Here is an 18,113-nt window from a genome sequence, read left to right as displayed (position 1 = left end):
CCATGGGCGGCACCGGCGTCATCGACAACTTTCTGGGTGTTTTCACTAGTTATATCGACAGCGGCTTCGGCCTGCTCGGTGGCGAGGTCGCCTTCATTGCCACCACGCTGATCGTCATCGACGTAACGCTGGCGGCATTGTTCTGGTCCTGGGGTGCCGACGACGACATCATCGCCCGGCTGGTCAAGAAAACGCTGTTCATTGGCGTCTTCGCCTATCTGATCGGCAACTGGAACAATCTCGCCCAGATCATCTTCGACAGCTTCGCCGGTCTTGGCCTGAAAGGTTCGGGCACCAGCTTTTCCGCCGCCGATCTGCTGCGGCCCGGCAAGGTGGCGCAGACCGGCCTCGATGCCGGTCGCCCGCTGCTCGAATCCATCTCGGACATGATGGGTTATTGGTCGTTCTTCGAGAACTTCATCCAGATCGCCTGTCTGATGTTCGCCTGGGCGCTGGTGCTGCTGGCCTTCTTCATTCTCGCCGTGCAGCTCTTCGTCACGCTGATCGAGTTCAAGCTGACCACGCTGGCGGGCTTTGTCCTCATTCCCTTCGGCCTCTTCGGCAAGACCGCCTTCATGGCTGAGCGCGTGCTCGGCAATGTCGTCTCTTCCGGCATCAAGGTGCTGGTGCTCGCCGTCATCATCGGCATCGGCTCGACATTGTTCTCGCAGTTTACGGCCGGTTTCGGCGGCGTGACGCCGACCATCGACGACGCAATGGCGATCGTGCTGGCCGCACTTTCCCTTCTCGGCCTCGGCATCTTCGGTCCCGGCATTGCTTCCGGTCTGGTTTCTGGCGGCCCGCAGCTTGGCGCAGGTGCAGCAGTTGGAACCGGCCTTGCCGCTGGCGGCATGATGCTTGCCGGCGGCGCTGCCGCAGGCATGGCCGCGAAGGGAGGGGCAGCGGCGCTGTCGGGTGGAGCTGCTGCCGTCCGTGGCGGTGCTGCTGCGGCAGGGGCGGCGAGCGTCGCCTATAGTGTCGGATCGCTCGGCCAGTCAGGGGCTGCCGGTGTTGCCTCCGGCCTCGGCGGCGTTGCCCGCGCGGCAGGCTCCGCCGCCGCATCGCCCCTGAAACGAGCGGCCTCGAAAGCAGCGGAAAGCGTCAAATCCAGCTTCTCCGATGGCGCGCGCGGCGGGCTCGGCGTCACCGGTGGATCGTCCTCGCAGGGAACCATTGGCGGTGCGAGCGTGGCCGGTGCCGCACCCGCCTCCGCACCGGCGGGCGGACCGCCTGCATGGGCGCAGCAGATGCACCGCCGCCAGGCGCTCAATCACGGCACGACCATGGCCGCCCATGCCGTCCGCTCCGGTGACAGCCACGGCGGCGGCTCTTCCGTCAACATTTCCGAAAGTGACCGCTCATGAACATCTTCAGACGTCCAGCGACCCATTACGGCAAATCGCCTGAACCCGAGACGCCTTACCAGAAAGCCGCACAAGTCTGGGACGAGCGCATCGGCTCGGCTCGCGTGCAGGCCAAGAACTGGCGCTATATGGCCTTCGGCTCGCTGATCCTCTCGGCGGGCTTCGCTGCCGCGCTCGTTCTGCAATCGGCGCGAGGGACCGTCGTGCCCTGGGTGGTGCAGGTCGATAATCTCGGCCAAGCCCAGACCGTCGCCGCAGCCACCGCCGATTACCGTCCGACCGATCCGCAGATCGCCTTCCATCTTGGCCGTTTCATCGAGCAGACGCGCTCGATCCCGGCGGATGCCATCATCGTGCGCCAGAACTGGCTGCGCGCCTATGAGTTCACCACTGATAGGGGAGCGGCCGCGCTCAACGACTATGCCCGCGCCAATGATCCGTTCACCCGTGTCGGCCGCCAGCAGATCGCAGTCGAGGTTTCCAGCGTCATACGCGCCTCGAACGACAGCTTCCGCGTCGCCTGGACCGAGCGTCACTATGAGAACGGGCAGCTTTCCACGACCGAGCGCTGGACCGCGATCCTGACCATCGTGATCCAGACGCCGCGCGATGCCGAGCGTCTGCGCGCCAATCCGCTCGGCATCTACGTTAATGCAATTTCATGGTCGCGGGAGATGAGCCAATGACCATCGCGTCTTCCCGCAATTCCGCCTTGCCGGTTTTCCGTAAACCCGCCTTTGCAGCTTTGTTGCTTTCGGTCACCATGCTGGCAGGCTGCGCCACCAACAAGACGCCGCAGTTCAGCTATGATGCCGATGTGCCAGCGTTGCCCGTCGTGCCGACCGCTGTCACCGATGACCGGCCTCGGCCGCTTCACACGCCGCCGGCCTGGGCGGTCGCACGCGGCGGAACCGCTGCCGGAACACCGGCAGGCCGGGTTGAGAACGCCAATGCCGCCGCCCGCGTCGAGCCGCGCCGCGAGGGTTACTATAACGCCATCCAAATATATCCCTGGTCGGAAGGCGCGCTCTATCAGGTCTATGCCGCACCGGGCCAGATCACCAATATTGCGCTGGAGCCGGGCGAAAGCCTGACCGGCGCGGGACCGATCGCGGCAGGAGACACCGCCCGCTGGATCATTGGCGATACCGAGAGCGGGAGCGGTACGTCGCGCCGGGTCCATATTCTCGTCAAACCATCCCGATCCGACATCTCAACCAATCTCGTGGTGACGACCGATCGGCGCACCTATATGATCGAGCTGCGCGCCCGCGAGGCGCTCTATATGCCGTCCGTATCCTGGTCTTATCCGGCGCTGCCTGCCGGTCAGCGCCAGACCGTTCCCGCAGCACCCATCATCCCGATCGAGGCGGCACGCAACTATCGTTACGGCCTGACCGGAGATACGCCGCCATGGCGGCCGATTTCCGTCTTCGATGATGGCCGCCGTGTCTATGTCGTTTTCCCGCGCGGCATCGTGCAGGGAGAGATGCCACCGATTTTCGTCATCGGTTCCGAGGGCGAGACCCAGATCGTCAATTCCCGCGTTCACCAGAACATCTTGATCGTTGATCGGCTGTTCGGAGCGGCTGAGTTGCGTCTTGGTAGCGGCAAGCAGCAGCAGATGGTCAGGATCGTTCGCATCGAGCAAAGGCAAGCTGCCCAGCCCGACAAAACCAGGGAGCAACCGTCATGAGCGAAGAGGCTACCACCAATCCAACGCCGATGCGTCTGCGTGCCGAGTCGCCGCGCGTCACGCGCCTGTCGCGCAAAATGCTGGCCGGTGTTGGCGCCGTCGCGCTCCTCGGCATCGGCGGGGCGCTGATCTATGCGCTCCAGACGCGCGATATGAGCGGAAACGGTGAAGAACTCTATTCGACCGAGAACCGCGCCACGGCAGATGGACTGGCAGGTCTGCCGAAGGATTATACCGGGCCGGTCCTGGGGCCGGCATTGCCGGGCGATCTCGGTGGCCCGATCCTGGATGCCCAGAACAGGGGGCAACCCGTTACGCCGCCCAATATGGTAACACCAACCCGTGATCCTGCCGAGGAGCGACGTCTTGCCGAGGAAGAAGCCGCACGTCTTAGCACCGTGTTCTTCCAGTCGGGGCAGAGATCAGCGACGACGCCTGGCTCCAATATGCCGGGCCTTGCTGGCCTTGACCTTGGTGGCCAGCCCGCAACACAGGACCGCCACACGGCATTTCTGAATGGGCCGGTGGAACGGCAGACCGTTGCCATGGATCGGATCATGGCGCCAGCCTCGCCCTACATCCTTCAGGCAGGGGCCGTAATCCCGGCGGCAATGATTACCGGCATCCGCTCGGACCTTCCCGGCCAGATCACCGCGCAGGTCACGGAAAATGTCTATGACAGCCCGACCGGCAGTCTGCTGCTGATCCCGCAGGGAACGCGCATCATCGGTCAGTATGACGCCGGTGTGCAATTCGGTCAGCGCCGCGTGCTGCTGGTCTGGAACCGCCTGATCCTGCCCAACGGCCGCTCCATCGTGCTGGAGCGCCAGCCCGGTGCGGACGCTTCCGGCTATGCCGGGCTGGAAGATGGCGTTGATTACCACTGGTGGGATCTGATGAAAGCGGCGGGGCTGTCCACGCTGCTCGGCATCGGCACGGAACTGGCGACCGACGACGAGGATCGTCTGATCCGCGCCATCCGCGACGGAGCGCAGGATACCATCAATCAGGCCGGGCAACAGATCGTCCAGCGCCAGTTGCAGGTCGCGCCGACCCTGACGATCCGGCCGGGCTACCCGGTCAGGGTCATCGTTACCCGCGATCTCGTACTCGAACCTTATAGGAACTGACCATGACGAAGCTGAAACTCGGCCCCCTCATCGAAGACAAGCCCGTGAAGGTGACGGTGGAACTGCCGGGGCCGCTGCACCGCGATCTTGCCGCCTATGCAGAAGTGCTGGCTCGCGAAACCGGCCAGCCCGCTGCCGATCCTGTCAGGTTGATTGTGCCGATGCTGGAACGGTTCATTGCGACAGATCGGGGCTTTGCCAGCGCCCGAAGGTTTCGCTCATGAGGTGCCGAGCGAGTCATGGCGCGTCGCGGCGATGATTTCCATCAACGTATCGACGGCCTTTCGTGTCGCATCCCATTTGGCGGTCTGATCCATTTCCCGGTTCTGAAGGGTGAGGCTCACCGCGCCGTGTACCGTTGACCAGAACATGAAGCTGTAACGGCTCAGATCCATGCCGGGCAAAAAGCCTTGGTCCTGAGAGCAGCGAAGTCCCGCCAGCAATAGATTTAGTATCTGTCTTCCAGCTTCGCCCGACCATGGATCATTGCTGACTCCGAGCCGTGGCGGCGGTGTGAACATCAGTCGGTACAGCGTGGGGTTTTCGAGGGCAAAGCGGACATAGGCATAGCTGCCATCACGCAAATAGCCGAATGGATTGCCGCGCATCTGCTGGAAGACCGCCAGCTTTTCCCTGTAGAGCTGGTTGAAACCTTCGTCCCGAACGGCGCGCAACAAGGCGCTTTTGTTGCGGAAATGGCCGTAAAGCGCTGGCGCTGTGCAACCGATGGCGTGCGCGACCGCAGTCAGCGGTACGTCGAGGTCGCCACGTTCTGACAGCAGCCGGATCGTTTCGTCGATCGCGCGACGAGCAATATCAAGTTCTTGCTCTTTCCGGGGACGGGCCATTCGGATGGCTGTTGCAACTTGTCGTGAAAACTAAACGACATTTACTTTTTTCGTTGACGGGCCGGAAGTCAAGAAGCAGCATTCGGTAACTGAACGTCGTTTAGTTTGAGGATGTGCGGAGAGCCGATGAACGCACACAGATCGATTTTCGCGTTGATGATGGCGGGGTGCCCGTCAGAAACCGAACGCTGTTTCGGATGATGCACCATGGCTGTGATCGGGAACAATCAGACCTCGCCTGATGATAGCCTCACAAAGGTCGTTGAGGGGAAACCCGGCACATCTGCGGTCCGGCTGAACCAGTTGCGATATTTTGTGGCCGCCGTCGATTATGGGAGTTTTCGCAAGGCTGCTGCCGCGCTTTCTGTGCAGGAATCCTCCATCAGCCGACGAATCCGTGATCTCGAAGATGAACTCGGGGCGTCGCTTTTCATGCGTCATGCTGGCGGGGTGCGGTTGACCGTTGCCGGGCGGGAATTCCTGCGCAACGCTCGCCATGCTCTTCGCCAGATCGACATTGGGGTGACCAAGGTGGCGGCGGTTGGCCGGGCGGAGCAAGGGCTGATCAAGGTCGGGATATTTTCGTCCCTTGCGTCAGGATTTCTGTTCGATCTGTTGCGTGCCTTCGGCACGCGCCACCCGAACGTGCAGGTCGACCTTATTGACGGCAATCCGCCCGAGCACATCGCGGCTGTCCGGAAACTTTGTCTGGACGTCGCATTCATCACGGGAACCGCGGCATGGGATGGCTGTGAGGCGGAGCATTTATGGTGCGAGAAGGTTTTCGTGGTGCTGCCCGATAACCACCCTTTGACGGGCAAACCGGAACTTGGATGGGGCGATTTGGTCTCCGAGCGGTTCATTGTGAGTGACGTTGCGCCGGGTCAGGAGATCCACGACTATTTGGTTGCTCACCTTGCCGGTCTCGGCCGCCACCTCGATATTCAGTCTCAGCAGGTCGGCCGCGACAATATCCTATCGCTGGTCGCTCTCGGTCGCGGCCTCACTCTGACGAGCGAAGCAACGACCGTCGCCCAGTTTCCAGGGATCACCTACCGGGAACTTGCGGATGAGGTGCTGCCGTTCAGCATGGTCTGGTCCGCGCAAAACGACAATCCGGCGTCTCGGCGGTTGTTGAGCCTGGCACGATCGCTGACAGGGCTGGCCCGGCGAAAATAGGGTTTGACGGCACTGTACGATCACGCCGTAGCATTGGCTGCAATCGACATCGACCGTGCCGGTATCGAAGATGTCGTGGCGCTGCCCACGTCCAGGCTGACCGACTTCGATAGCGCTTTTGCCCCGCCGTGTTTGTGCACGGTGACACGGTGCGCATCCCGCCTTCCTCGGGCTTGACAGTTTGAGGCTTGTTAGAATAGAAAATATACGGACATCGCAAGGTGTCCCATATACTTTTTATCCTTTCAAGTGCGGCGGGACGAGCAATGCTGAAATGGGGTGTCGAGAGGCGGTTGGAGTTCATCGAATTCCGCCTGTTCTGGGAGGGGGGTGTCAATCGCTCTGACCTGATCGATACGTTTGGCGTCTCCGTTCCGCAGGCGTCAAAGGACTTGACCCATTATCAGGAGCGTGCGCCGCAGAATGCGGTCTATGACAAAAGCGCTCGCCGTTACGTAGCCGGCCCGGAATTTCAGCCGGTGTTTCTAGACCCGGACCCGGACGCCTATCTCATGCGGCTCCGATCGATGGCGGAAGGTTTCGCCGACGCGGGGGCGAACTGGCTCGCTGCCCCGCCTGACATGGATATCGCTCTGACTTTGCGCCGTAAGGTCGATACCGAAGTTCTGCGTTCAGTTCTGGCGGCGGTGCGGGAGGAAAGGTCGCTGGACCTTCATTACCAATCCATGAACCGCGATCGGCCCGATCCGGCATGGCGGCGGATTACCCCGCATGCCTTCGGCTTTGATGGTCTGCGCTGGCATGTGCGGGCCTGGTGCCATGAGACGGAGCGCTTCAAGGATTTCCTGCTCTCGCGTGTCCTTGGATTCGGCGAGTTCGGCGAGCCAGGTGCTGCTGCGGCACAGGACCGGCTGTGGCAGGAAACCTTCGATATCACCCTTGTGCCGCATCCTAATCTGTCGGTCGGTCAGCAGGCGGTGGTCGCAAAGGATTACAACATGGCGGACGGGCGCGCTGTGCTGACAGTTCGCTACGCCATGCTGTTCTATGTGCTCAAGCGGCTAGGACTCCTTGATGGGGCTAGGCTGCGTGATCCCCGGACCCAGCATATCGTTGCGGCTGACGAAGACGAGGTTGCCGCCGCCCTTGAGCGTGCGCAGCATGAATTCGATGAGGCTGACACAGCAAGCGGGGCGGTACCTAAATGATGGTGGCCGCAGCGAAATATCGGATGTCCTTTGGCGTGGGCGGGCTGATGCTCAATGAGAGCATCGTGATTGCTCAAGCTTATCAACCCGGTGAGAACTGGGCATCTGCTCGTGAGCGTTTGCTGGCCCAGGGCGCGTCATCCTTACCCAAACTGGCCTCGCAAACCCGCGCGCTTCGTGAAGTGTACGACCGGATAGGCCATCTCTCCGATGCCGAACGTCATTACCTGTCGGTAGAGGCTGACCGCGCCGAGCAGCAGGCGATGATGTGGTTGGCGGTCTGCCGGACCTATCGTTTTGTCCACGAATTCGCAGTCGAGGTGATCAGCGAACGCTACCAATCATGGCGGCTCGACCTGGGCCATGAGGTCTTTGACCGCTTTCTCGCGGAGAAGGCTGAAAGCGATCCCGGCCTCGCCGCTCTTTCAGCTTCAACCTGCGCGAAATTGCGTCAGGTCTTGTTTCGGATATTGCGTGAAGTTGGTTTGATAAGCGTCGAGGGTAGAATTCAGCCGATTTGGTTATCGGGGCGCATGAAGCGGCTGATTGAGGAGAGTAATCCGGCGGACTTGCAGGTCTTTCCCGGAAATGGGGGGTAATGGTGGGCACGAAAACTGATCGGCGCGCCCGCGCCGAGCACCTATTCAGGGTAGTTTCCAGCGATCGGTTCTTGCAAAAGCAAGGGCTGGGAAACGAGGTTCCCTTTTTCATCTGCGCTTTTGATGCCGAAGACGGACTGAGCCTGGGCGAGGATCGTGAGGATCTGATCGCCCGGCTGAGCCACGCCGGTGTGCGCGTACTTGATATCGATCTCTATGACCTTTCGATCAGGATCCTCGAAGACCGGGGTATCTTCGAGCAAATCCTTGAGGTTGAAGTCGAAACGGAAAAGGCGGAGCTCAAGGAGCTGTTGCAGGGCGTTCTGGACCCGCAGGCGCACCTCATTCCAGAGATTGCGCGGCGCATCGAAGAAGTCCCGCACGACGTGATCTTCCTGTCAGGCGTAGGTGAGGTTTACCCTTACCTGAGGTCGCACAACGTACTCAACAACCTGCAAAGCACCGCGAAAGATCGCCCGACGGTCATGTTCTTTCCGGGAAAATACACACACGCGCTGGCGACAGGAGCATCGCTGGAATTGTTCGGCTTGCTCCATGACGACAAATACTACCGCGCGTTCAATATCATGAATTACGAGGTCTGACCGATGGCTACTTTTCTGCGTGATATCTTTGCCAAGCCGGTCGACCGTTCGATCGATGGGGTGATCAAGGCTGACGACAAGGCCAGCCTCCTGACCGAGCTTGATGAATATGTCATCACCAACGAGATCGGCGCCCGACTGGAGCAATTCCTCGACGCCTACAACAATTACGATACCGCGAACGGCGTGTGGATTTCGGGCTTCTTCGGATCAGGTAAGTCTCACCTGCTGAAGATGCTCGCTCTTCTGCTGGAGAACGACGAGGTCGAGGGGCAGCACGCCATCGAGATATTTGAGCGCAAGCTCGCGGGCAACCCGATGCTGGCGGGGGCCTTGCGCAAGGCAGTGTCGATCCCGTCCCGGTCGGTCTTGTTCAATATAGACCAGAAGGCGGATGTGATCTCGAAGACGGATGTCGATGCACTTCTGGCCGTCTTCCAGAAGGTCTTTGACGAGATGTGCGGCTATTATGGCAAGCTCCCGCATATCGCGCAGTTCGAGCGTGATCTCGACAGCCGCGGCAAGCTCGATGCCTTCAAAGCGGCCTTTGCGCAGTCTTCCGGAAAGCCTTGGGAGCGCGGGCGCGAACAGGCTCTGATGGAAGGCAAGCACATTGCCACCGCCTTTGCCGAGGTCACGGGCGATGAGGTCAAGGATATTCTTGGTCAGTATCGCAAGGATACGAAGGTCTCGATCGAAGATTTTGCCAATATGGTGAAGTCATGGATCGATGCGCAGGGACCGAAGTTCCGGCTGAATTTCTTCGTCGATGAGGTGGGGCAGTATATCGCTGACAACGTCAAGCTCATGACGAACCTGCAAACCATTGCCGAAAGCCTGAACACTAAGTGCAAGGGGCAGGCCTGGATTGTTGTCACTGCCCAGCAGGACATGGGTTCGGTTATCGGGGATCTGACCGCGCAGCAAGAAAATGACTTTTCGAAAATTCAGGCACGCTTCGCCAACCGGATGCCTCTGAATTCCCAGGATGTGGCCGAAGTCATCCAGCGCCGCCTTCTGGCTAAGACCGAGGCTGGTCAGATCACCCTTGGCAATCTTTACGATGCTGAGGAGAACAACCTGCGCACCCTGTTCGATTTTGGAGATAATTCCCTCAAGTTCAGGAACTTCTCCGGAAAAGACCAGTTCGTCGCGAGCTACCCGTTCCCGAACTACCAGTATGACCTGTTCCAGCGCGCGATCATGGGCCTCTCGCAGCATAACGCGTTTGAGGGCAAGCACAGCTCGGTCGGCGAGCGCTCTATGCTGGGGGTGTTTCAGGAGGTGGCCAAAAAGCTGGCCGACACGCCGGTTGGGGGGCTGGCGACCTTTGACCTGATGTTTGAGGGGATCCGTACCGCCCTGAAATCATCGGTTCAGCAGTCAATTCAACTGGCTGAAAAGAACCTTGGCGATGATTTTGCCGTGCGGGTGCTGAAGGTGTTGTTCCTTGTCAAATACGTCAAGGAATTCAAACCGACTGCCCGCAACATATCGATCCTCCTGTTGTCCCGGTTCGAGGCGGACCAGACCGAGCAGCGCCGCAATATCGAGGAGGCTTTGTCGCTTCTGGAGCGTCAGACGCTGATCCAGCGCAACGGCGAGGTCTATGAATTCCTCACCAATGAAGAAAAGGACGTCGAGGCCGAGATCAAGGCGATTGCCGTCGATCCCGCCGAGATAGAACGGCAGCTCGATGAACTGGCGTTTGGAGCGATCCTCCGTCACAGCAAGATCAAGCATGCTGGCACGGGTGTGGACTATGCTTTTACCCGCAAGCTCGACGGGCACAGCCTGAACCGGGAGCATGAGCTGTCGGTGAACATCATCTCACCCTTCAGCGACGATTCCGACGCGCCGGATGTGGTTCGCTCGAACAGCATGGCAAGCGATGAGATGGTTGTCCTGCTGGGACGTGATGTGCGCTTCACGCGCGATCTCGTCCTCTGGCTCCAGACCGTGAAATTTGCGCGTCAGGTCACCAGCGGGGAAGCCCAACCCGGTCGTGATCGTATCATTGCGGAAAAGCGTGACCAGAATACACGGCGTGAAAAGGAACTGGTGCAGCGGCTGCGCGGCCTGATCGCGGATGCTCGCCTTTTCGTGCGCGGTGCCGAGCTGGAGATCGGCGGCGAAGATCCGCAGGATCGGCTGGTCAAAGGTTTCCAGGTCCTGGTCGACAAGGTCTATACCAGCCTGCCTGTCCTGCGCGGTGCCACTTACACCGAAGCAGATCTTGGGCGAGCCGGACGCGTCGATGGCGGGCTTTTCGGAGGCGAAGGCAGCGGTCTGACTGAAGCCGAGCAGGACGTGCTGAATCATGCTCAGGCTCAGATGCGCCTTGGGACGCGGGTCTCGGTCAAGGCTTTGGTCGAGAAGTTCGGAGCAAAACCTTATGGCTGGCCCGCCATCGCGGTTCTCTGCCTGACCGCGAGCCTTGTTGCGCGCGGCAAGCTCGAAGCTCGGGCCGACAGCGCTCTCCTGGAGGGCGATGCGCTGATACAGGGGCTGCGCAACAGCCATGCCCTTGGCAACATTCTGCTTTCCCCGCAGATCGAGTTCACTGCCGCCCAGATCCGCAAATCGCGCGAACTGTTTCAGGAGCTGTTCGATCTTCCCGCCTCGGGGAATGACGCGCGCAGTCTGGGTGCGGAGTGGCAGACGCAACTGCGCAAGCTGCTTGGTGATGTCGAGCAGGAGAGCCGTGCCATTGCAGCCTATCCTTTTGCCGCCGCCCTCGATCCCCTGCGCACCTTGTTGGATGGGATGCGCGATCAGTCTTCCACCTGGTTCATCACCGGCCCGATCGGACAGGAAGATCAGCTGCTTGATGCAAAAGAGGATGTCTTCGACAAAGTCCGCAGCTTCATGCGCGGGCCGCAAAAAGGAATCTACGATGAAGTGCGTGCTTTTCTGAGCAGGCAGGAACAGAACCTTGGCTATGCCGAAGGTGTCGCCGCCGAAAAACTGCGTCAGGTTCTCGAGGATCCGCAGTGCTACAAGGGCACCGCAATTCAGGAACTGAAGGCGGATTTCTACGCCCTTAAGGAGCGTATCGAGCAAACCGTTCTGGCTGAGCGCAACGCTGTCATCACGGCGATTGACGAGGTTGCCGGAAAAGTCGCCCAGACTTCGGAGTTTGGCGCACTGCCGCCCGAGCAGCAGGTACGCATTCGCGAAGAGCTTACTGCGCGGAAATCGGGCCTTGCCGCACAGAGCCTAATCCCGGCCTTGCGCAATCTGGCGACCGAGGTGTGCTCCAATCTTCTGGCTGACACGCTGACCCGCATTGCGGAACTCACGCCAGCACCAGCGCAAACACCGGCACCGCAGCCCCAGCCTGCTGGCGGCGTGGCCGAGCCTCAGCCAGCGCCATATGTGCCGCCGGCACCGGTGAAACCCCAATATGTCAAAGCCCAGTCGATCACCGTTTCCTTCACGAAAACCTATCTCGAAGATGAGGACGATGTGACCCGCTACCTCGACGCGATGAAGAAGACCCTGCTGGCCGAGATCGGCGCGGGCAAGAAAGTGATTGTCTGATGGATACCAACGCCCTGAAGAAATTTGCGCAAAGTGCGCGCAACCTGCTGATCGATCAGGTCACCGCCCGGCTGGACATGGTGCTGGCCGAAGGCGCAGCGGCGCGCCGCGAACATCCCAAAGCAGTTGCGAAGCTGGAGGCCGCCGCCAACAACAACCGCGCCCAGGTGATCGAACAGGCCGCCTATACATGGTTCAACCGCTTCACCGCACTGCGCTTTATGGATGTCACGGGCCTGACCAACCCGCGCGTGGTATCGCCTGCGGATGGCGCCACCCGGCCAGAAATTCTGGCCGAGGCGATGGCGGGCAACCTGCCCGATCGTGCCCGGCCCGAGATCGCCGAATATCTGAACGGCACCCGTCCCGCCCATGACGGGCAGGCCGAAGCCTATCGGTTGCTGCTGATCCATGCCTGCAACGAATGGCATGGCGCCATGCCCTATATGTTCGAGCGCGCCGATATGCTCAACCGGGCCGAGGATTATACCGAGCTGCTGATACCCGACGATCTTCTGTCGCCGGACAGCATCCTTGCCCGCCTGCGCGACGTGATGACGGAAGAGGCCTGCCAGGATGTTGAGATCATCGGCTGGCTGTACCAGTTCTATATCAGCGAGAAGAAGGATCAGGTCTTTGCAGGCCTGAAGAAGAACCAGAAGATCACTGCGGAGAATATCCCCGCCGCAACACAGCTGTTCACCCCGCACTGGATTGTCCGCTACCTGGTGGAAAACTCGCTGGGGCGGCTGTGGCTGCTGAACCGTCCGCAATCGAAGCTGGCGGCGAAGATGGACTATTACATCGCGCCGGAAGAGCCGGAGACGGATTTTCTGCGGATTACCCGGCCCGAGGATATCCGCATCTGCGACCCGGCCTGTGGCTCGGGCCATATGCTGACCTATGCGTTTGACCTGCTCTACGAAATCTATGCGGAGGAAGGCCATGACTCGGCCGATATTCCCGGCCTGATCCTGAAGCACAACCTGACCGGTATCGAGATTGACGACCGCGCCGGGGCGTTGGCGGCCTTCGCGTTGTCGATGAAGGCGGCGGCAAAGCTGGGTCGGCGACGATTCCTGCGGATGGAGGCGAAGCCCGACATCGTCGTGCTGCAGGATGTGCACTTCACGCCCGCCGAGATGCAGGATGTGGCCGCCGTGGTGGGCAAGGATCTGTTCACCGATGAACTGCGCGAGACGCTGGGGCAGTTCGAGCAGGCCAAGAACTTCGGCTCGTTGATCATGCCGAAGCTACGCGATCCGGCCGAGACGCTGCGGGTCGTCGAAGCGCGGGATTTCGGTTCCGACCTGCTGCTGAAGGAGGTGCAAAAGCGCGTCATCGCATTGCTGCACATGGCTGAGGCGCTGTCGCCGAAATATCATGTCGTAGTGGCCAACCCGCCTTATGCTGGCGCTAAAGGGCTAAACGAAGAGCTTTCTAGTTATATCACAAGGGTCTTTCCAGAGGGTAAGAACGACTTGATGACTTCGTTCATCATCCGCGCAACCCTGCTGTCAAATCGGCCAACGCTAATGGCCTTCGTTACTCTGGATAGCTGGATGTTTATCTCATCCTTCGAGGAGTTTAGGGACTGGATGTCCCAAACGGCATCTGTGATTGGAATGTTGCACGTGGGCTGGAACTGCTTTCCAGAAGGGCATGTCTATAACCGGGGTACAGGCTTCATTCTAAAAACCGGGGTCACCGGAGCGTCAGGTTGTTACATCGACCTCAGCGATGTACCTGCGACTGTAGATAAGCAGAGCTTTTTCTTCGGAGAATGGGAACGGCCAGCAAATCGTTTTCGAGCATCTCTAAACGATTTCTCGGATGTACCCGGAAAGCCGCTCGCATATGCTTTGAGCGACGGGATCATTAGCGCCTATCATCGACAAGAGTATATTTCGACATTTCTGTTCAGCGACGGCTTAACAAAAACCGGAGACAATGAGCGTTTTCTACGTTTTCACTGGGAAATTTCGAAAAATAAGCGCGACGACAATAATTGCTTCCGAACATGCATAAAGGGCGGCGAAAGCAGAAAGCATTTTGGAAACACGGATGTGTCAGTTGATTGGCATCCGGCCTCGCGCGACCATTACCGGAAGGATCATGTCGCCAGAATATCTCCGGAATATCTTTGGGATAGAGATGGAATTACCTGGACAAAAGTTAGTTCGAAGGGGCCAACTTTCCGATGGTTCCAGTCTGGAATGATCGCCGAAACGGGTGGTCCTTCAGTATTTCTTCGCGACGGAGTTAAGGATACATTTAAGTTTGGAGCAATTGGATTTCTAAATTCGAAAGTCAGTATGGAGATTTTGGAGCGATTGAGTCCAACAATCAACGTACAAACGAACGATGTATTGAACCTTCCAGTTGTCGCAGAAGCTTTGTCATCGGCTCACTCGACGACAGAACAGATCATTACGCTGTCTGAAGCCGATTGGGCACACAACGAGCGAGCACGAGAGTTTCAAGTCGTTCCGCTGCTCTCGTCCGACCATCGCGGTGAGACGCTGGCGGTTACCTACGCTAACCTCCGCGTCCATTGGCGGGGAATGACGGGTGAAATGCAGCGGCTTGAAGAAGAGAACAACCGCATCTTCATCGACGCCTATGGCCTACAAGACGAACTCACCCCCGAGGTGCCAATTGAGGAAATCACGCTCACCTGCAACCCTGCCTATCGCTATGGTGTGAAGGGGACGGAAGAAGAGCGCGAGGCGCGGCTGTTGCAGGATACGATGGCCGAATTTCTCCACTATGCCGTGGGCTGCATGTTCGGGCGCTACAGCCTCGACGCGCCCGGCCTAATCCTTGCCAATCAGGGTGAAGGGATTGAGGAATATTTGGCGCGCGTGTCGGAGCCGACGTTTGCCCCCGACCGTGACAACGTCATCCCGGTGCTGGATGTTGACTGGTTCGCCGATGACATCGTCACCCGCGCCCGCGATTTCCTGCGCGTGACCTTTGGTGAGACGAAGTTCCGCGAAAACCTCGCCTTCATCGAAGCCGCCCTCGGCAAGAATCTGCGTAAGTGGTTCACCAAGGATTTCTTCGACTATCATCTGCGTCGCTACAAGAAGCGCCCGATCTACTGGATGTTCTCCAGCCCCAAGGGCAGCTTCAATGCGCTGATCTATATGCACCGCTACCGGCCTGACACGGTTTCGGTCGTGCTGAACCAATATGTGCGCGAATTCATCCATAAGCTGGAGGTGGAGCGCGCCCGGCTGGAAAAGCTGGCCGTCGATCCTGCCGCCACGCCCGCCCAGCAGACCAAGGCGCAGAAGGAAACAGCCACGGTCATCAAGCAAATCGCTGAGCTGACCGAATGGGAACGCGATGTCGTCTATCCGATGGCGCAGAAGAAGATCGCCATCGATCTGGATGACGGCGTGAAGCGAAACTATCCGCTGTTCGCCGGTGCGCTGAAGCCGATCAAGGGGCTGGAGGTTGCGGATGACTGACCGCATCACCGCCGGCCTGATGCGCCTCTATGAGGATCAGGGGCACCGCATAGTCTTCTGGTATGACGCCGCCCGCGATCTGCGCGCCACGTTCGACGCGGTTGACCTGCCCAGCGTCACCAAACTGGAGATTGCCAACAACGAGTTCGGCCTGAAATACCGCATACTGCGGCAGGAGCCGAAGGCACGGTTCCTGCTATATAAAGACGGCCCCGAGCCGCCGATGCCCGAGAACTGGCTGCTGGATGTGCAACTGGCCAGCGCCGTGTTCCGCGCCGATCAGGCGGCGATCTGGGTGGCGGATCTCGGCATCCCCGCAAAATACGAAGCCGCCGTCCGTGATCACGCCGAATTTTACCGTTCCGGCAAGCGGCTGGAAGCGCTGCGCGCGATCGAGCGCGAGCGGCCCTCGCAAAGCGCCAGCGATGTCCGCCGCAAGATGCTGGCAGTCTGCGCTGGTGCGGATGGCGATCTCGATACGGTGATTGAGGCGTTGCTGGCCGAGCTGGCTGAAGGCCGTGATGAGGCGCTGAAGCTGGTGGATCGGGTCGGGCTGGCGGAGTTCTTCTGGAAGGAAGTTTCTGCGCGTTATGGCTATGAGGCGGATGCGCCGGATTTTCAGGATTTCGCCATCACGCTGTTTTGCAGCGCCTGGGCGCGGGCGATGGGAGAAGCTGCCCCCCTGAACACCCATGCCGCGCTGATGTTCCGCCGATGGAGCGCATCGCGCCGGTGGGGTGAAGCGTTCGAGAAACTGTCGGGCGATTATCAGGACGTGCTGAAGATCAGGGACAATCTGACTTCACGCGATTTCCGCACCCTCATCCCGCATGATCATTTCGAGGAAGTGGATCGGCGGATCGTCGTCGCCATCGTTGAGGGCCTGGCCCGGCAGAGCCTGTCCGCGACAGATGTGCTGAAATGGGTGCGCGATCGCCGCCAGAGCCATTGGTATAGCCGCTACGCCGATGTCTATCAGGCCATTGGCTATGCGACCGAGTTTCAGCAGGCGCTGGCCGAGGCTGATCTGACGATGACCAGCCTGTCCGATGGTGTGAAGCGCTATTCCGCAAGCTGGTTCCGACTCGACCAGCTTTATCGCAAGTTCATCTATCACATGCAGAAAAGCGGTCAGTCGGGGCTGCTGTCCGCGCTCTATGAGGCGGTTGAGAACCGCTACACCACGAATTTCGTGCTCAAGCTGAACGATGCCTGGCAGGATCAGGTGGCCCGCCTTACGGACTGGGCTGTCCCGGGCTTTCCGCGTCAGGTGGATTTCTACCGGGAACAGGCCGCTGAATACCGGCGCAAGGATCAAAAGGTCGTTGTCATCATCTCGGATGCGCTGCGCTATGAGGTGGCCGAAGAGGCACTGCGCGAAATCCGCAAGCTCAACCGGTTCGATGCCGAGTTGAAACCGATGATCGGGATTTTGCCAAGCTATACCCAGCTTGGCATGGCGGCGCTGTTGCCGCACCGACAACTGGCGATCCGCGACGACAATGATTTGGTACTGCTGGACGGTGAAAGCACCATGGGGGCCGCCGCTCGTGAAAAGGTGCTTGCTGCGGGCCGGGCTGGAGACCGGGTAAAGGTTCTCGCGGCGAAGGATTTCATGAATCTGGGATCATGGGAGGGCAAAGACCTCTTCCGGGATCATGATGTCCTCTATCTGTATCATAACCAGATTGACGCGATTGGCGACAAGCTAGCCACCGAGGAAAATGTCCCCGCTGCGGCAGAGGATGCCATCGAGGATCTGGTGAAGCTGGTGCGTAAGCTGACCTCGGCCAACTTCTCGAACATCCTGATCACCGCCGATCACGGCTTCCTGTGGCAGCACAAGGCTCTGGAAGAGAGCGGCTTCGCGCTGAGCGAGCCGGAAGGCGAGATCGTTACACGAAACCGGCGCTTCGTGATCGGCCGAGGCCTCAACAGCAGCGGCGGGATGAAGAAGTTCTCGGCCGCGCAGCTTGGGCTGGAAGGTGAGCAGGACATTCTGATCCCGAACTCGATCAATCGCCTGCGGGTCAAAGGATCAGGCAGCCGCTTTGTCCATGGTGGGGCGAGCCTGCAGGAGATTGTCCTGCCTGTCCTGCGTGTCGGCAAGCAGCGTAAAGAGGATGTCGGACAAGTTTCGTTGCAGATCATTCCGCCACCCCGTGCTCAGATCACCACGGGCCAGATCCAAGTCACCTTCTATCAGGCGGAGCCAGTGACCGACAAGCAGCAGCCCCGGCAGGTGCATGCAGCCATCTTTGCCGACGATGGAACACTCATCTCTGACGAAGCCGAGCTGGAGTTCGATTTCGCGTCCGAGAACCCGCGCGAGCGTGAGCTGTCGCGGAGCTTCCTGCTGTCCAGGGCGGCAGACGCCTATAACAATCAGACAGTCTTCCTGAAGCTGCGAACGCGCATCGGCAAGACCAGCCATTTCGAAGATCACGCTTCGCAGCCGCTGCTGCTGAAACGCGGGATCAGTACAGATTTCGATTTCTGAGGTG

General features: G+C 59.6%; 13 protein-coding genes. 12 read left to right on the top strand and 1 reads right to left on the bottom strand.

The window, feature by feature from the left end; all coding sequences use genetic code 11:
* Positions 1-2: 2 nt before the first annotated feature.
* Genes trbL through ACODTZ_RS18720 form a run of 5 tightly spaced genes read left to right on the top strand, consistent with a single transcriptional unit; the run spans position 3 to position 4,414 of the window.
* Positions 3-1,364, top strand: a complete 1,362-nt coding sequence (gene trbL / locus ACODTZ_RS18740) for a P-type conjugative transfer protein TrbL (RefSeq protein ID WP_309588333.1) — start codon at positions 3-5, stop codon at positions 1,362-1,364.
* A complete protein-coding gene (gene trbF / locus ACODTZ_RS18735; RefSeq protein WP_020818572.1) occupies positions 1,361-2,050 on the top strand; it encodes a conjugal transfer protein TrbF in 690 nt (229 codons plus the stop codon). Before trbL ends, trbF begins: the two co-directional genes overlap by 4 nt.
* Positions 2,047-3,060: a P-type conjugative transfer protein TrbG gene (trbG, locus tag ACODTZ_RS18730; RefSeq protein ID WP_309588336.1), complete on the top strand. Its 1,014-nt coding sequence runs from the start codon at positions 2,047-2,049 to the stop codon at positions 3,058-3,060. The genes trbF and trbG overlap by 4 nt, the downstream gene beginning before the upstream one ends.
* A gap of 29 nt (positions 3,061-3,089) precedes the next feature.
* On the top strand, positions 3,090-4,190 hold the full coding sequence (locus tag ACODTZ_RS18725) for a TraB/TrbI/VirB10 family type IV secretion system protein (RefSeq protein WP_473198093.1): 1,101 nt from the start codon (positions 3,090-3,092) through the stop codon (positions 4,188-4,190).
* A 2-nt stretch (positions 4,191-4,192) separates the two neighbouring features.
* Entirely contained in the window at positions 4,193-4,414 is a 222-nt protein-coding gene (locus tag ACODTZ_RS18720) for a DUF2274 domain-containing protein (protein WP_113944565.1), read from the top strand.
* On the opposite strand, the gene ACODTZ_RS18715 is transcribed toward ACODTZ_RS18720, so the two are convergent.
* On the bottom strand, positions 4,409-5,038 hold the full coding sequence (locus ACODTZ_RS18715; protein ID WP_489027170.1) for a TetR/AcrR family transcriptional regulator: 630 nt from the start codon (positions 5,036-5,038) through the stop codon (positions 4,409-4,411). The two genes, ACODTZ_RS18720 and ACODTZ_RS18715, sit on opposite strands and share 6 nt — an antisense overlap.
* Positions 5,039-5,245: 207 nt before the next feature.
* Here ACODTZ_RS18715 and ACODTZ_RS18710 point away from each other — a divergent pair, with 207 nt between their 5' ends.
* The 7 genes from ACODTZ_RS18710 (at position 5,246) to pglZ (ending at position 18,109) form a co-directional block, all read left to right on the top strand.
* Positions 5,246-6,217 carry a LysR family transcriptional regulator gene (locus tag ACODTZ_RS18710; RefSeq protein WP_075657532.1) on the top strand — a complete coding sequence of 324 codons (972 nt, stop codon included), beginning with the start codon at positions 5,246-5,248 and terminating at the stop codon, positions 6,215-6,217.
* A 266-nt stretch (positions 6,218-6,483) separates the two neighbouring features.
* Complete coding sequence (locus ACODTZ_RS18705) at positions 6,484-7,386, top strand: BrxR family helix-turn-helix transcriptional regulator (protein WP_309588343.1); 903 nt, start codon at positions 6,484-6,486, stop codon at positions 7,384-7,386.
* A complete protein-coding gene (locus ACODTZ_RS18700; protein ID WP_069709526.1) occupies positions 7,383-7,985 on the top strand; it encodes a DUF1819 family protein in 603 nt (200 codons plus the stop codon). The genes ACODTZ_RS18705 and ACODTZ_RS18700 overlap by 4 nt, the downstream gene beginning before the upstream one ends.
* Complete coding sequence (locus ACODTZ_RS18695; protein ID WP_066700610.1) at positions 7,985-8,590, top strand: DUF1788 domain-containing protein; 606 nt, start codon at positions 7,985-7,987, stop codon at positions 8,588-8,590. The genes ACODTZ_RS18700 and ACODTZ_RS18695 overlap by 1 nt, the downstream gene beginning before the upstream one ends.
* Positions 8,591-8,593: 3 nt before the next feature.
* Positions 8,594-12,133, top strand: coding sequence for a BREX system P-loop protein BrxC (gene brxC / locus ACODTZ_RS18690; protein ID WP_489027167.1), 3,540 nt, complete (start codon positions 8,594-8,596; stop codon positions 12,131-12,133).
* Positions 12,133-15,609: a BREX-1 system adenine-specific DNA-methyltransferase PglX gene (pglX, locus tag ACODTZ_RS18685; protein WP_309588348.1), complete on the top strand. Its 3,477-nt coding sequence runs from the start codon at positions 12,133-12,135 to the stop codon at positions 15,607-15,609. The genes brxC and pglX overlap by 1 nt, the downstream gene beginning before the upstream one ends.
* Positions 15,602-18,109 carry a BREX-1 system phosphatase PglZ type A gene (gene pglZ / locus ACODTZ_RS18680; protein ID WP_309588350.1) on the top strand — a complete coding sequence of 836 codons (2,508 nt, stop codon included), beginning with the start codon at positions 15,602-15,604 and terminating at the stop codon, positions 18,107-18,109. Before pglX ends, pglZ begins: the two co-directional genes overlap by 8 nt.
* Positions 18,110-18,113 lie beyond the last annotated feature (4 nt).

Source organism: Rhizobium sp. FG113 (assembly GCF_057809895.1).
The sequence above is the reverse complement of the archived record's forward strand: the minus strand, read 5'-3'. Positions and strand labels throughout refer to the sequence as shown.